At 37.4% G+C, this 15,526-nt stretch carries 18 protein-coding genes; 16 read left to right on the forward strand and 2 right to left on the reverse strand.

Annotated features, from left to right (window positions below; all coding sequences use genetic code 11):
• Positions 1–26: 26 nt before the first annotated feature.
• Positions 27–1,106 carry a mannose-1-phosphate guanylyltransferase gene (locus HDE68_RS05380; protein WP_183879635.1) on the reverse strand — a complete coding sequence of 360 codons (1,080 nt, stop codon included), beginning with the start codon at positions 1,104–1,106 and terminating at the stop codon, positions 27–29.
• A 404-nt stretch (positions 1,107–1,510) separates the two neighbouring features.
• On the opposite strand from HDE68_RS05380, the gene HDE68_RS05385 reads away from it, so the two are divergent.
• From HDE68_RS05385 to HDE68_RS05415, 7 genes are all read left to right on the forward strand, one after another.
• A complete protein-coding gene (locus HDE68_RS05385) occupies positions 1,511–2,419 on the forward strand; it encodes an NDP-sugar synthase (protein WP_183879636.1) in 909 nt (302 codons plus the stop codon).
• Between the two features lie 33 nt (positions 2,420–2,452).
• Positions 2,453–3,508 carry a dTDP-glucose 4,6-dehydratase gene (gene rfbB / locus HDE68_RS05390; protein WP_183879638.1) on the forward strand — a complete coding sequence of 352 codons (1,056 nt, stop codon included), beginning with the start codon at positions 2,453–2,455 and terminating at the stop codon, positions 3,506–3,508.
• A complete protein-coding gene (rfbD, locus tag HDE68_RS05395; protein ID WP_183879640.1) occupies positions 3,508–4,374 on the forward strand; it encodes a dTDP-4-dehydrorhamnose reductase in 867 nt (288 codons plus the stop codon). Before rfbB ends, rfbD begins: the two co-directional genes overlap by 1 nt.
• An 8-nt stretch (positions 4,375–4,382) precedes the next feature.
• The gene (rfbA, locus tag HDE68_RS05400) at positions 4,383–5,243 is read left to right on the forward strand and encodes a glucose-1-phosphate thymidylyltransferase RfbA (RefSeq protein WP_183879642.1); all 861 of its coding nucleotides are present in this window, start codon (positions 4,383–4,385) and stop codon (positions 5,241–5,243) included.
• A 318-nt stretch (positions 5,244–5,561) separates the two neighbouring features.
• Positions 5,562–6,956 (forward strand): undecaprenyl-phosphate glucose phosphotransferase, encoded by a 1,395-nt coding sequence (locus HDE68_RS05405; RefSeq protein WP_183879644.1) that lies wholly within the window; start codon positions 5,562–5,564, stop codon positions 6,954–6,956.
• 46 nt (positions 6,957–7,002) lie between these two features.
• Entirely contained in the window at positions 7,003–9,330 is a 2,328-nt protein-coding gene (locus tag HDE68_RS05410; RefSeq protein WP_183879647.1) for a TonB-dependent receptor, read from the forward strand.
• A 4-nt stretch (positions 9,331–9,334) separates the two neighbouring features.
• Positions 9,335–10,150 carry a DUF4249 domain-containing protein gene (locus HDE68_RS05415; RefSeq protein ID WP_260171627.1) on the forward strand — a complete coding sequence of 272 codons (816 nt, stop codon included), beginning with the start codon at positions 9,335–9,337 and terminating at the stop codon, positions 10,148–10,150.
• Between the two features lie 69 nt (positions 10,151–10,219).
• Here HDE68_RS05415 and HDE68_RS05420 read toward each other — a convergent pair whose 3' ends face one another.
• Positions 10,220–11,617, reverse strand: coding sequence for a glycosyl hydrolase family 18 protein (locus HDE68_RS05420; protein WP_221300671.1), 1,398 nt, complete (start codon positions 11,615–11,617; stop codon positions 10,220–10,222).
• A gap of 302 nt (positions 11,618–11,919) precedes the next feature.
• On the opposite strand from HDE68_RS05420, the gene HDE68_RS05425 reads away from it, so the two are divergent.
• The 9 genes from HDE68_RS05425 to HDE68_RS05465 all read left to right on the forward strand — a co-directional run bounded on the left by HDE68_RS05425 (position 11,920) and on the right by HDE68_RS05465 (position 15,496).
• A complete protein-coding gene (locus tag HDE68_RS05425) occupies positions 11,920–12,444 on the forward strand; it encodes a protease (protein ID WP_183879649.1) in 525 nt (174 codons plus the stop codon).
• Between the two features lie 24 nt (positions 12,445–12,468).
• Positions 12,469–13,443: a DUF1080 domain-containing protein gene (locus HDE68_RS05430; RefSeq protein WP_183879651.1), complete on the forward strand. Its 975-nt coding sequence runs from the start codon at positions 12,469–12,471 to the stop codon at positions 13,441–13,443.
• A 473-nt stretch (positions 13,444–13,916) separates the two neighbouring features.
• Entirely contained in the window at positions 13,917–14,066 is a 150-nt protein-coding gene (locus tag HDE68_RS05435; protein WP_183879653.1) for a hypothetical protein, read from the forward strand.
• Between the two features lie 5 nt (positions 14,067–14,071).
• Complete coding sequence (locus HDE68_RS05440) at positions 14,072–14,224, forward strand: hypothetical protein (protein WP_183879655.1); 153 nt, start codon at positions 14,072–14,074, stop codon at positions 14,222–14,224.
• A 139-nt stretch (positions 14,225–14,363) separates the two neighbouring features.
• On the forward strand, positions 14,364–14,540 hold the full coding sequence (locus HDE68_RS05445) for a class I lanthipeptide (protein WP_183879656.1): 177 nt from the start codon (positions 14,364–14,366) through the stop codon (positions 14,538–14,540).
• A 70-nt stretch (positions 14,541–14,610) separates the two neighbouring features.
• Positions 14,611–14,787 (forward strand): class I lanthipeptide, encoded by a 177-nt coding sequence (locus HDE68_RS05450; RefSeq protein ID WP_183879658.1) that lies wholly within the window; start codon positions 14,611–14,613, stop codon positions 14,785–14,787.
• Positions 14,788–14,827: 40 nt separating this feature from the next.
• A complete protein-coding gene (locus HDE68_RS05455) occupies positions 14,828–15,004 on the forward strand; it encodes a class I lanthipeptide (RefSeq protein WP_183879661.1) in 177 nt (58 codons plus the stop codon).
• 46 nt (positions 15,005–15,050) lie between these two features.
• Complete coding sequence (locus tag HDE68_RS05460) at positions 15,051–15,227, forward strand: class I lanthipeptide (RefSeq protein ID WP_183879663.1); 177 nt, start codon at positions 15,051–15,053, stop codon at positions 15,225–15,227.
• Between the two features lie 83 nt (positions 15,228–15,310).
• Entirely contained in the window at positions 15,311–15,496 is a 186-nt protein-coding gene (locus tag HDE68_RS05465) for a class I lanthipeptide (RefSeq protein ID WP_183879665.1), read from the forward strand.
• Positions 15,497–15,526: the final 30 nt, after the last annotated feature.

Below are 15,526 nucleotides of genomic sequence, written 5' to 3' on the forward strand. Positions count from 1 at the left end.
AATAAGGAAGCAGCTTGCAATGTTGTTTAGATGAATGTCTCTCCGAAAGCGTTACTCATTTCTTTGACCACCTCTTTTATTTCCTGTTCCTGGTTTTTTGGGTAAATTAACAGGGCGTTCCCTTCATCTACCACTATAAAGTTGTCAAGTCCTCTTATGATAGCCAGTTTATCATTGTTGATATGAATTATACTGTTCCGGGTGTCTTTGATATGATGATGTTTAGCTGATAATACATTGTTATCTTCATTTCTTGGTGCCGATTCATACAAAGAAGCCCATGTCCCAAGATCTGACCATCCGAAATCTGACGGTATGGTATACACATTATCCGCCTGTTCCATAATGGCGTAATCTATAGAGATGTTTGGTGAACCTGGATAGTGCTCGTTGATGAACGATTGTTCGTCACTTGTGTTGTATAATTGGCTGCCTTTGCTGAATAGGGTGTGCATGTCTTCTGCATGTTTCTTTAACCCTTTGAGTATAGAGCTGACTTTCCAGATAAAGATGCCTGCATTCCATAAATAATCGCCGGCTTTCAGGAACTCTTTTGCTTTGTCAAGAGATGGCTTTTCTGTGAACCGGACTACTTTATGTACACCTTCTGTTTCTGCATCTTCATATTTGATATAACCATAGCCTGTGTCTGGCCGGGTTGGAGATATGCCTAAAGTAACCAGTGCTTCGTTTTTTTCTGTATAGTTTAATGCTTGCTCAATTTTTTTGATGAAAATGTCTTCATGCAGAATGAAATGGTCGGAAGGAGCCACTACTATATTTGCCTCCGGATTTATAGCATTAAGTTTAAATGATGCATAAGCGATGCATGGAGCGGTATTATTCCGTGTTGGTTCGCAAATTAACTGCTCTAAGCTAATTCCTTTTAGTTGATTTACAATAATATCACTGTACTGACTGTTGGTTACGATATATATGTTTTCTGCCGGACATAATTTCAAAAAACGATCATAAGTTAATTGTAGTAGTGATTTTCCTATTCCTAAGATGTCCAGAAACTGTTTAGGGTATGCATTACGGCTTTTAGGCCAGAATCTGCTGCCAACACCGCCGGCCATTATTAATACGAAATTGTTGTTTTTCATTTTGTTTGGTTGAATGTTTGTGTGATTAAGTTGTTGTATTTCTGTGTTTTATAAAGTTTTTTTTTCTTTGTTATCTTTAGTTTGTAATCTGTTTGAATAATTTAAATGGAATTTGAAAACATAGCTGCTATTTGCATAGTAAATGTTTATTTGGCTTTAAAATTATTCAATTATTAATGTAAACCAGGTTTAAATTAAGGATTTAATGATTATTTAACCTTTGTATTGGCTTATTGTTGCAAATGTATTTATTTTTATGTTATTATAATTATGTTTTTGTAGTGTTTTATGTTTAATGAAAGGCTTTTTTTATTAAAGTATTATATTTAAATGAAAATTTAATGCTGTGTTAATAGGGAGAAATGCTTGATAATACTATATTTGCGTCTATAACATCCCTATTTATGACTAAATTAAAACCTTCATTAGTAATTTTAGCCGCCGGCATGGCGAGCCGGTATGGCGGTAACAAGCAGATTGAATCTTTTGGTCCTTCGGGAGAGATCATTATGGAGTATTCAATTTTTGACGCGATTAAAGCAGGCTTTGGCCGTGTGATTTTCATCATTCGTGAGGAGTTTGCTGAGTCTTTTAAGGCGTCTATTGAGCCTAAGCTTGCAGGTAAAATCGAATTGGATTACGTGTATCAGTCTTTGGATAAATTTAGCGGGGGTATGCAGATTTCTGCAGCGCGTACAAAGCCTTTCGGTACACAGCACGCATTATTATGTACCAAGGATGTGCTGGATGCTCCTTTTGCTGTGATTAATGCTGATGATTTTTATGGTTATGATGCTTTTAAGCAGGCTCATGATTTTCTGACGACAGAAGCCGGGGATGGAAAATATGCTTGTGTGGGATATGAGCTTAAAAATACCCTGAGTGATCATGGTTCAGTTACCCGCGGAGAGATTAATGTAAGTGATGCGGGTAATATCGTTGGAATTACAGAACGTAAGGAGATCAGTAAAATAGAAGGCAGGGCAATTGTTAAAGATGGCTCCTCTCTGATTGAGTTGCCTTTGGATACTAAGGTGAGTATGAACTTCTTTTGTTTTACCCCTGAATTTGTAAATTGGAGTGAAGCTGAGTATATTAAGTTTCTAATCGCAAATGCAGATAATCTGAAAGCTGAATTTTTGATCCCTGAAGTTGCTGATCAATTGATTAATGCAGGTAAAGGTGTGGTGAAAATGATTCCTACTCATGCGAAATGGTTTGGTGTGACTTTTAAAGAGGATGCGTCGATTGTAAAAGCGCAGTTGCAGGAGCTGACAAAGGCGGGTGTCTATCCTGTTGATTTGTGGAATTGATAATCAGAATGATCAAAATATAAACCTATTGTAATGGAAAAAAGAATTTTAATTACCGGTGGAGCTGGGTTCATCGGTTCTCATGTAGTGCGCAGGTTCGTGAAAAGCTATCCTGGTTATAAAATTGTAAATCTGGATAAGCTGACTTATGCGGGCAATCTTTTGAATCTGGTTGATATAGAAGATGAGCCGAATTATGAGTTTGTGAAAGGGGATATTGTAGATGCTGGTTTTATTGCAGATTTATTTAGTGTCTATCAGTTTGATGCGGTGATACATTTAGCTGCAGAGTCGCATGTTGACCGCTCTATAGCGAATCCTATGGAATTTGTAATGACTAATGTTATTGGGACAGTTAATCTTTTAAATGCGGCAAAGGAATATTGGAAAGGTGATTATGATAAAAAACGCTTCTATCATGTTTCTACAGATGAGGTTTATGGTGCTTTAGGTGAAACAGGTATGTTCACTGAGGCTACTTCCTATGATCCGCATAGTCCTTACTCTGCATCTAAAGCGAGTTCTGACCATTTTGTACGTGCTTATCATGATACCTATGGTTTGGATGTGGTCATCTCGAATTGCTCAAATAATTATGGTTCTCATCATTTTCCGGAGAAGCTGATTCCTTTAGCTATTAATAATATTAAAAATAATAAAGCTGTGCCTGTCTATGGTAAAGGTGAAAATGTGCGTGACTGGCTTTGGGTAGAAGATCATGCGCGGGCTATTGATGTGATTTTTCATCAGGCAAAAACTGGTGAAACCTATAATATTGGTGGTCATAATGAATGGAAAAATATTGATCTGATTAAATTGCTTTGTAAAATCATGGATCAAAAATTAGGGCGTGAGGCTGGTGCTTCTGAGCAGTTGATTACTTATGTGACAGATCGGGCGGGTCATGATTTAAGATATGCGATTGATTCATCTAAGCTTCAGCACAATCTGGGTTGGGTGCCTGGTCTGCAATTTGAAGAAGGTTTGGCTAAAACTGTGGATTGGTATCTTGAAAATGAGCAATGGCTAAATGATGTGACTTCGTCAAATTATCAATCTTATTACGAAACCCAATACGCAGAAAGATAATGGAAGTATTAGTATTGGGTGCTGCCGGCCAGTTGGGCAGTTGTATTAAAAAAGTAGCCGCTGAAACTCATCTGGATTCTATCTCTTTTCCTGATGAGAATGCTGGAAATATATTGGATTTTGAAGGCTTGAAAAGATTGTTTATAGCAGAACAGCCCCGGTTTGTTATTAATTGTGCTGCTTATACTGCTGTGGATAAGGCTGAGGATGATGTTGAGCTTTGTGGTTTGATTAATAAAAAAGGTGCAGCAAATATTGCTATGCTTTGTCAGGAATTTGGAGCTGTGATGGTTCATGTGTCTACAGATTTTGTGTTTGCCGGTGATAGTGTTGGTTTACTAAAGGAGACAGATATCGCAAATCCGGTAAATGTTTATGGTTTAACAAAGTTGGAAGGGGAGCGGGCTATTGCAGCCGTGCTTCCGGCTCATTTTATCATCCGTACAAGCTGGCTTTATTCTGAGTATGGAAATAATTTTGTGAAAACAATGTTGAAATTAGGTTCAGAAAGGGATGAGCTGAGTATTATAGCTGATCAGATTGGTACGCCTACTTATGCTGTGGATCTGGCAAGGGTTATCCTGTTGATTGTCGGATCGGGAAAAACAACCTATGGTGTTTATCATTATAGCAATGAAGGAGTGGCTTCCTGGTATGATTTTGCACAGGGGATTTTTGATCTGAGTGGTACTGATGTGAAATTATCGCCTATTCCAACTTCTAAATATCCAACAAGGGCAGTAAGGCCAAAATTTTCTGTAATGGATAAAGCTAAAATCAAAGAAACTTTTGGTTTGGAAATTCCGTATTGGAGAAATAGTTTAATCGTGTGTGTAAACCAGCTGGCTTTTTTAGCGGCAATTTAAATTAATGTATGAAAGGAATAATTCTGGCAGGAGGAAGCGGAACGCGTTTGCATCCCCTGACTCTGGTAATGAGTAAGCAAATGATGCCGGTTTATGATAAGCCGATGATATATTATCCACTGTCTACGCTGATGCTGGCTGGGATAAATGAAGTGTTGATTATCTCTACGCCGCACGATTTGCCGAACTTTGAAAAATTATTGGGAGATGGAAGTCGTCTTGGCTGTAAATTTTCTTATGCTGTTCAGGAAAATCCCAATGGATTGGCCCAGGCTTTTGTAATAGGTGCTGATTTTATTGGTCAGGATAAAGTTGCGCTTGTGTTGGGAGATAATATTTTTTATGGAGAGGGGATGTCTAAATTATTGCAGGCAAGTACAGATCCGGATGGAGGGGTGGTGTTTGCTTACCAGGTCTCTGATCCTGAAAGATATGGGGTGGTGGAATTTGATAGGGATAAGAAAGCAATATCAATTGAAGAAAAACCTGTGAATCCAAAATCTGATTATGCGGTTCCGGGATTGTATTTTTATGATAACAGTGTTGTAGAGATTGCTAAAAATATTAAACCGTCTCCTCGCGGAGAGTACGAGATTACTGATGTCAATAAAGTTTATCTGGAGCAGGGTAAATTGAAAGTTGGAGTATTAAGCAGGGGTACGGCCTGGCTGGATACAGGAACATTTAATTCTCTGATGCAGGCAGGGCAATTTGTTCAGGTGATTGAAGAGCGTCAGGGTTTAAAAATCGGTGCAATAGAAGAAATAGCCTATAGAATGGGTTTTATAAATGCAGAGCAGTTGATTGATGTCGCTGCGCCATTGGTTAAAAGTGGTTATGGTCAGTATTTGTTAAAGCTGATCAGGTAATTGTTTTTAGCCGGACTTAATGTCCGGGAGAAAGAATCCTCCGTGTATCTATATATGCGGAGGATTTTTTTTTGATCGTTTTAATCTTTATTTAATGTCTTTTTAATGTATTTGTTGTTAAATGAAATGATAAAAAATTTTTTAAAACCATAGGGAGTATAAGGCTTATTTTTTACTCTATAATTTCCAAATGTTGATTTATTAATAATAATTTCACATTAAAAAACTTTTTCAGTTAAAATTTACAATATATTTGATAATATACTTTGCGATTGACGCTTATTTGCTATATTCGTTTATCTATATTAAAATCTACCTATGCAAACACGTTATTTATATCTTTTAAGGTATGTTTTACCTGTCACGGATCTGTTGATGCTCAATCTGATCTACTTTTCAGCATTCAATCTGAGTATATTTATGGGAAAATTTGTTTCCTATGAATTGCTGCATCACTATGTGATTATCTGTAATCTGATCTGGGTATTTAATGCGCTATTATTTGGCATGTATACCGAATATGGGGCCAGGCGGCTTGAGCGTATTTACAGAAGTACATTCAGGAGTATTCTGATGCATTGTGTATTGTTCTCGGTATATCTGTTACTTGAAAAAAATATAGAATTCTCAAAAACCTTTATTGTTATATTTTATTTATTGCTTTCGGCGTCATTTGTGCTAAACCGTTTTGTTGGTACGGCGCTTCAATTCTTGCTGATCAATAAATTTCATGTAACTAAAAAGGTTGCCGTAATGGGTGGAAATCCTACCGGTAACCGGCTTGCCAGCTATTTGACTCAGCAAAATAACGTAGATTTTTATGGAATTATCGCTGAATGTGATGAGGATTTTTACAGTGATCAAACCGGTTTGATTTCCGAATTTGCTATTTCTGAGATGAAAGCAGCAGCAGCAGGAGGCGTAAAAGATTTATATGTCTCAGTGCCGCCAGAAAGAATGGGAATGATGCATACGCTTGTCCGGGAAGCGGACAAACAATGTTTGCGTTTAAAATTCATTCCTGATATAGCTGGTTCTTTGGACGCGCCTTATACAATGAGTTATATGGGAGATGAATTCCCGATTATTACACTTCGTAACGAACCTTTGGAATTAATGGGTAATCGTTTTAAGAAACGGACCTTTGATATTATATTCAGTGGATTAGTTATCTTATTTATTTTAAGCTGGCTGTATCCGATCATTGCGCTGCTGATTAAAATGCAGAGTAAAGGGCCTGTATTGTTTAAACAATTACGCAGTGGCCGGAATGATGAGCCTTTCTGGTGTCTGAAATTCAGAAGTATGCGTATGAATAGCAGCAGTGACAAAAAACAAGCTACTAAAAACGACGACCGTATTACACCAATTGGGAAATTCCTGAGAAAAACAAGTCTGGATGAATTACCTCAGTTTTTTAATGTTTTTGCAGGAAGTATGACTGTTGTTGGGCCCAGACCGCATATGTTAAGTCATACGGAGCAGTACAGAGCTATTATCAGCGAATTCATGGTGCGCCATTTTATGAAACCAGGTATAACCGGCTGGGCACAAGTCAATGGTTTCCGCGGAGAGACCAAAGAAGCTGGTTCAATGGAAAAACGTGTTAAACATGATATCTGGTATCTGGAAAACTGGACCGCTATGCTTGATGTAAAGATCCTGTTTATGACAATTATCAATGTACTTCACGGAGAGGATAACGCTTATTAAAATCATGTCTGTACTAGTCAAATAATGCACATAATCAATTGGATTTATGCGAAATACCTATAGAGTTTTACTACTGCTTCTACTGATCGCGCAATTCCAATTCTCATTTGCTCAGATTAAAAGAACAATCATCGGAAATATAACCGATTCTAAAACCGGAGAAACATTAATTGGTGCCAGTGTTAAATTAACAATTGGTTCAACTGCCATAGCTATGACAAATAGCTATGGCTTTTATGTAATCAGTGCTTTAGAAGGAGTACATGATATCTCGGTAAGTTTTATTGGTTATAAAACGATCACCCGGCAGCTCAGCTTATCAAAAGATATGCGTCTTAATTTTGTACTTGAACCGGGAAATCAATTGGATGAAGTTGTCATTTCCGGAGTAAAAAGTAATGATAATGTTGGCAGCCCCCAAATGGGCCTGCAGAAAATCAATACCAGTGAGATCAATAATCTGCCTATGTTATTAGGTGAACGCGATGTAATGAAGGCCTTACAATTGTTGCCGGGAATTAAGCTGGCTGGTGAGGGGAATAGCGGTTTCTATATCAGGGGTGGCTCTACTGATCAAAATCTTATCCTGCTGGACGAAGCCCCGGTTTATAATGCATCCCATTTACTGGGTTTTTTCTCTACTTTCAATTCTGATGCAATCAAAGATGTGACTGTTTATAAAGGAGGGATGCCTGCGCAATATGGAGGGAGGCTTTCTTCGGTACTGGATATTAGGATGAATGATGGAAACCGTAAAGAAAACACACTGGAGGGTGGAATTGGACTGATTTCTTCGAGGCTGAAAGTTGAAGTACCTATTGTAAAAGACAAAGGCTCTTTTATGATTAGTGCCAGAAGAACTTATGCAGATGCATTTTTTAAGCTATCAGCTAATCCATCTGTGAATAGAAACACCTTGTATTTTTATGACCTGAATGCTAAGGCAAATTATAAAATAGATGATAAAAATACGCTTTTCCTCTCTGGTTATTTTGGCCGGGATAAACTGAACCTGGTCAGGCTTTTTGGTTTTGACTGGGGAAATGCAACAGTAACACTCAGGTGGAACCATTTATATAGCAGCAGGTTATTCTCTAATACCTCTCTGATTTACAGCAAATACAATTATATTATTCATAATCTGATAGAGGATTCAAATTATGAGGTCAATTCTTTTATCAGAGATTTTAATTTAAAACAGGACTTCGAGTACAATATCAGTAATCAGCATAAACTTAAATTTGGCCTGAACGGTATTTATCATACGATTGCTCCTGGTACAATGACTACAACAGGGGCTTCTAGTGTAAATCCGGTTACTTATGAGAAACGCAAAGGATTAGAACTTGCTGGCTATGTTACAGATGAATGGACGGCCAGTGAAAAACTCAAAATCGTATATGGGCTCCGCCTGAGCAGCTTTTCTTTACTGGGGCCGGGTAATTTCAAAACTTATAATGCGGACGGCGATATCACACAGGCCAGATCATATGGTTCTGGAGAATTTGTAAAGAATTATATAAATCCTGAACCTCGTTTTTCAGCAAGTTACAGGCTTAACCGAAATAGTTCCATCAAGACTTCTTATACCCGTAATACTCAGAATATTCACCTGATGTCGAATTCTACTTCGACTTCTCCAACGGATTTATACATTATGAACAGTAATAATGTGAAGCCGGAAATCGCTGACCAGGTCTCGATGGGGTATTTCAGGAATTTTAAAGAGGATCAGTTTGAATTCTCTGCAGAAATATACTATAAATGGATGCAAAACCAGATTGAATACCGGAATGGTACAGATCTGCGTGAAAAGGATAATGTAGAAGCTGATTTGCTTTATGGAGATGGCAGGGCTTACGGGATTGAACTGTTTTTGAAGAAGAGATTTGGCAAATTTAATGGCTGGATTGGTTATACTTTTTCCAGAACAGAACGTCAGTTTGATGCGTTGAATGCTGGCCGGTGGTTTTATGCTAAACAAGACAGAACACATGATATTTCTCTGGCCGGTATTTACAAACCAGGGCTCCGCTGGACTTTTTCAACTGTTTTTGTTTACAATACTGGTAATGCAGTTACTTATCCAAGTGGTAAATATCAGGTCAATGGAAGGACTGTCTTTTATTATACAGATAAAAATGGCTATCGTACCCCGGCTTATCATCGTCTGGATGTCTCGGCAACACTCGAAGGGAAACCAGGCAAGAGATTTCAGTCGAGCTGGACTTTTGGGATTTACAATTTATATAACCGCCAGAATGCTTTTGCTATCAATTTTAAGGATGATCCGAATGATGTCACCAAAACAGAGGTGGTCAGAACAACTTTATTCGGTATTATTCCTTCGGCAACCTGGAACTTTAAATTCTAGTATTATGATGTTTTATGAAACGAAAAACGGAAATGTTAAGCTGGGGGCAGGATTTTTAACGGGTTTTTTATCCTTAAGTCTGTTCAGTGCATGTGAAAAAGTAATTGACTTAAAACTGGATAACGCGGCTCCGGCAATTGTGATTGAGGGCGGGGTAAATGATCTGAATGAAAATCAGGTGATCAGAATTACTAAAACCTACAATTTTTATGATGCCAACAGGTTTAATGGGGTAGGAGGTGCAAAAGTTGTACTGACAGCAAGTGACGGTACGCTGGTTAATTATACAGAATCTTCTCCGGGGATATATATGAGTCCTAAGTTTAAAGGAAAACCAGGCACAACTTATAAATTAACGGTGAATTCAGAAGGGAAAACTTATACTGCTTCTTCGACGATGCCTCAAAAGGTTATCCTGAATTTACTGACTTTCAAAAGTGTTAATCTGGTAGACAAAACCAGAAAATATGTTACGGTCATTTATGATGATCCGCCCGGTATACCAAATCAATATCATTCTATTATCAGGTTTAAAGGTAAGGTGAAATTTGATGTGGCAACAGATGACCGTTTTAATGATGGGAATAAAGTAAATGATATACTTTTTTATGATTTAAAAGATATGGTTCCTGGAGATACCATTGCAGTTGAGTTTCAATGCGTAGATAAAGCGGTATACAAATACTTTTTTAGTATGGGACAAAACACAGCAGAAGCACAGCCTGTATCGCCTGCCAATCCTCCTTCTAATTTTGATAATAATGCATTAGGCGTATTTAGTGCCTATACTTCAAGTTCAAGAAAAGCATTGGTTAAATAGTACCGCTCAGTTATTCAAGGATAAAATACACAGCACACTCCGTCGGGAAAGTGCTGTGTATGATAATTCTTATTTGTTAATACCGAAAGCTTCCCAGCCTGAAATTGCTGCACGGTTGCAGGTCATTGCCTGTGTGCCGTTTTCGCTAGAAATATATTTTCCATTATTTCCTCTGAATGATACAGTTCCATCTGCATTGGTTATCCAGTCAAATTTTTCCCAGTCGCCAATCGTGGCGCGGCTGCAGGTAATGGCCTGAACTCCATTTTCGGACGAAACATATTTGCCTTTGCTTCTCAATGCGATTTTACCACCACCAGCGTCTACTACAGTAAATGTCTCTACCGGCGAAGCTGTAGCGCGGTTACAGGTCATTGCAACAGCACCATCCTCACCACTTACATATTTACTGTTGATTCCTTTAAGGGTAACTGTACTTCCAATTGGGATCGGATTGTTGCCAGAATTGCCTTTTCTGATAACCACTACCTGGTCGATTGCCGAAAGTAGTGAGTTGCCTCCTGTAGCATCCTGAGATAATTCCCAGAACATAATACCTCCAGCCTGATCAAAAGCAAGATTTGTTTTGTTTTTGATCGTAGGTATGCCATTGTAACCTATTCCTGCAAACGAATCAGAATTTGGACTTCCTCCTCTGGATAATATAGTTTTATAGTCAACGTATTCACTCGAAGAACGGCCATAAAAAGGAACACCCAAATTGGCCTTGCTTGCAGGAAGTCCTCTTCCTTTCCAGTAATTCAAGGATTTGACAGCTAAATCATAAGTAGAGTGGTTAGCTCCCCCTTCGTCATAAGCCATGATATTTAAGAAGTCTACATAGCCAAATACGGCATTTTGAACTCCGGGTCCATCATAAGAAACTACGGCTGCAGTAAGCAGTTTGCCTCTGCTATGCATAGCAGTACTCAGCTGCTGCATTAAGGCACTGTAGTTATTGCCCGAATTTCCGGCGTCAGGATATTCCCAGTCAATGTCAATACCGTCCAGGTTGTATTGATTCACCAGGTTGATTACATTATTAGTAAAAGTTGTACGGCCGGATGCACTTGCTGCAAATGATTCAAATGCGCTGTCATCCCCATTGTTCCATCCGCCAACCGATACCAGTACCTTTACATTGTTCGCATGTGCAGTAGAAACCAGGTTCTGAAGTTTTGATGGGTTTTCTAATGCCTGAAACCCTCCGGAAGCAGTCGGAAGGATAAATGCATAATTGACATGTGTTAATTTGTTAAACTGTACCTGGCTTACTTCACCAGCCCAGGAAGGTAAATAGCCGATCACTTTAAAATCAGCAGGCGCAATTGCATTAACGCTGGTTTGATTTGCATTTTTCTCAGCTTCAGGAACAGCATAATCTGTGCCTTGTTTCTTACAGGAAGCCATACATAAAAGCAGTAATGCTGGCATGATAATTAATTGTAGTCTGTTTTTGGTTTTCATAATAGTTGGTTTATGTTATAGATCTGACATAAAACTAACACTGAAAATTGTATAAAACAAAATATAATTTAATTAAAATTAAATTATTAAAACTTAAAGATAATATGATGATACGCTTGAAATACAATAAAATTGTATCAATTTATATGTTTTTATATATAAAGCGAGCTGTTTTTAGAGAAATGATAAGAAATACTGATTCGGAATAAAACCAATAAAATTATAATTATTGAAATAAGAAAAAAAACAGGCATCCGATTAATAAAATGAATATTTTAGCTAATAAAACAAAAACATATCAAATGAAACAAACTATTCCAGGTTTAATAGCTGCAATTATGGCACTATCATCATGCAGTCAGCGGACGACAACTACAAATCATGTTAAGGTAAAGGAGAATCCTGTGAATACAAAAGTAACAGAACAAGCATTGGACAAAGGACTTTTCGCTACATTAAAGATTAAAAATGAGTTTAAAACCGGTGAGCCGGTAAAACTAAAATTTACAGTTTATAATTCAACAGATAGTGTGAAGGAGTTTTGTAAATGGCATACTCCTTTTGAGCCTTTAATGAGTAAATATCTTGAAATTAAGGAGGCAAACGGAGAAGAGGCAGCTTATCAGGGGCCTATGGCAAAAAGGATGATGCCACCACCTGCAAGCAGTTATCAAAAGATAAATCCAGGAGATAGTCTTTCTGTAGATGTAGATCTTTTAAAAGGTTATGCCGTTCAAAAGCCGGGCAGGTACACGCTCAGTTATACCGGCCAGGGAATGAGCGGACTTGTGGTTAAAGACAGCGTAGTTTTTCATATCTTACCGTAAAATATTAATAATTAATTCTAAGTTATGTATAAGAAATTTCTTGTTTTAAGTTTAGGAGGGCTGTTGACTCTTGGTTCAGTAAATTCTTTGTCTGCTGCGGCACACTTCAGTTCTGTTCCTATAAAGCATAACGCTGCGGCAAAAGATCTGATAGGACGCTGGGACATTACTATGGATGAGGATGGGAAGTCTGTTCCTTCATGGTTAGAGGTTAAACTGTCAGGTTATAGTACTTTAACAGGATATTTTGTAGCTGGCTCTGGGAGTGCGCGCCCAATTGCAAAAGTGAATTTCAATGATGGAAAGTTTAATTTTACTATTCCTCCGCAATGGGAAAAAGGGGATCAGGACCTTGTTATTGAAGGTGAGTTAAACGGAAGTGAGATTCATGGAACTTTAACTACCAGTGAAGGGAAAAAGTATAACTGGAAAGGTGTGAAAGCTCCTTACCTGAAAAGGACCTCTGCTGTGGTATGGGCTAAACCAATTGAATTGTTTAATGGAAAAGACCTTACAGGATGGAAAGCATTAGGGGAAAATCAATGGGTAGTTAAAAATGGCGTCCTCACAAGCCCGCATTCAGGTGCTAATCTAATCTCTGATCAAAAGTTTACTGACTTCAAATTGCACGTAGAATTTAAATATCAGAAAGGAAGTAATAGCGGAGTGTATTTAAGAGGTCGCTATGAAGTACAGATTGAAGACAGCCCTAAGGATGCACATCCTTCAAGTGTACTGTTTAGTGGTATATATGGTTTCCTTAGCCCCAATGAAATTGCTGCTTTAGGCCCGGATAAATGGCAGGTATTTGATATTACACTGATTGGCAGAATGGTTACCGTAGTTGCAAATGGTAAAACTGTGATCAGCAATCAGGAGATCCCCGGAATTACAGGCGGGGCACTGAATAGTAATGAAGGAGAACCCGGTCCGGTTTATTTCCAGGGAGACCATGGCCCAATCGAGTTTCGAAAAATTATAATTACACCAGTAAAATAAAGCTCAGGATAGCCAGCAGGATAATTTAATAATTATCCTGCTGTTTTTGTAAACTGACCAGACTATCTTTTTATAACCTTATATACCGGAAGGATTAACCTTCCTCATCCTTTTTAAAGATCCTGGAGAAATGATGCCGGTCAGAAGAACCACATCCATAAGAAATTTCATCCGGAGCTCTATTCCCATCTTTTTTTATTAAATGCCCCCTTCTCAAGGGGAGTAAAGGATAATTAGCCTTCTTAAACCTTTATGGAGTGATCCCTACTCATCTTATCATCTCTATATAACTGCTTTATACCTGCATTTTACGGGTTATGCAGGTCTTCTTTTTTTGAAAAAATAATTAAAAGGTGATTTTGTACTATAAACTTTCACTTTGGTCGAAGAAATATTTTTCAGAAAAATTAATCGAACATATTTGTTTCAACAAAAGGGAATAAATGATTTGTCTCACAATAAATAACCAAAACATGAAAAAGAAAATTTACAAAACTGAAGACGTTAAGATTCAAAAACAAATAATTGGAAAGTTCACTGTTGATTTATTTGACGATAAGAAGAACAGAAATTATCCTCAACCAGACACATTCACAAGCTCAGGTATTGTAACTCAATTTTAACGACTATGAAAAACGATTTTTTTGACCTCGGAAATAATGACTTTAATGTTTTCAATGAAAACGAATTAAATATGATAATGGGTGGTGGCGGAGATACCAATGTATCCAGCTTCTTAGAAATAGAGCACCTGTTTGCAGAAAAAGAGGAAGAGAATTAGACTGCTCTTTCTCCCGAAATAAGATTATCCCCCTGTTGCCACGGCCAGGTTGCAGGTCTTAATAAATACAATGAATCCGGATTAGTGAACAACAACTTAATTAAACCAGAAACAGTAATTAACTATAAACTTAAACAAAATGAAAAAGGTAAATCTATCAGAAAAAGTACAACTAGACAAAGAGATTATCTCAAAACTAAGTGATGATCAATTGAAAGAGCTTGAAGGTGGCTCGGGCAAATTAGGACTTTCTTGTATCGGAGGAAAAGATTCCTGTGTAAGTAAAGTATCTCCTCAAGAAGAAGAATTGTCATAACCCAGGGAATTCGCCCCAAAAACACTAATAATTAATTCATAATAACTATAAACTATTAAACTTAAACAAAATGAAAAAGGTAAATCTATCAGAAAAAGTACAACTAGACAAAGAAATCATCTCAAAATTAACTGAAGATCAGTTAAGTGAATTAGAAGGTGGAGCTAAACAAGGTCTTTCTTGTGTAACAGGAAATAACTCTTGTAAAACTGTTCAGCCTCAGGAAGCTGCTGAAGAAGCATTATAGTCAATCAAAATCAATCATTTAACCATTAAAATTAAACAAAATGAAAAAGGTAAATCTATCTGACAAAGTACAACTAGACAAAGAAATCATCTCAAAATTATCTGAAGATCAATTGAGTGAATTAGAAGGCGGAGCTAAACAAGGTCTTTCTTGTATTACCGGAGATAACTCTTGTAAAACTGTTAAATCTCAGGATGCTGTTGACGACGCATTATAGTCCAGCTAAAATATAAATCAATCATTTAACCATAAAATTAAACAAAATGAAAAAAGTAAATCTATCTGACAGAGTACAATTAGACAAAGAAATCATCTCAAAATTATCTGAAGATCAATTGAGTGAATTAGAAGGCGGAGCTAAGCAAGGTCTTTCTTGTATTACCGGAGAAAACTCTTGTAAGACTGTTCAATCTCAGGATGCTGCTGACGAAGCATTATAATAATCAAACTATAAGGGGCATTCGCAGGAATGCCCCTTATATCATTTACTCTTATTGAATTTAATAATTAAGCTCCCGGAACGATGAAAAAAGTAAATCTATCAAACAAAATAACACTGGATAAAGAGATTATTTCAAAACTGAACGATGATCAGTTAAATGAGCTGGAAGGTGGTAAAGCAGCAGGCAGTATGTCTTGTATTACACTCTCTAATCAATCTTGTGTTTCGGCAAATTGTGAAGAGGCCCAGCAAAGATTATCACTTTAACCAAACTGGATTACCAATCTAAACCAACAA

Origin of the sequence: Pedobacter cryoconitis, assembly GCF_014200605.1 — a bacterium.
GTDB lineage: Bacteria > Bacteroidota > Bacteroidia > Sphingobacteriales > Sphingobacteriaceae > Pedobacter > Pedobacter cryoconitis_B.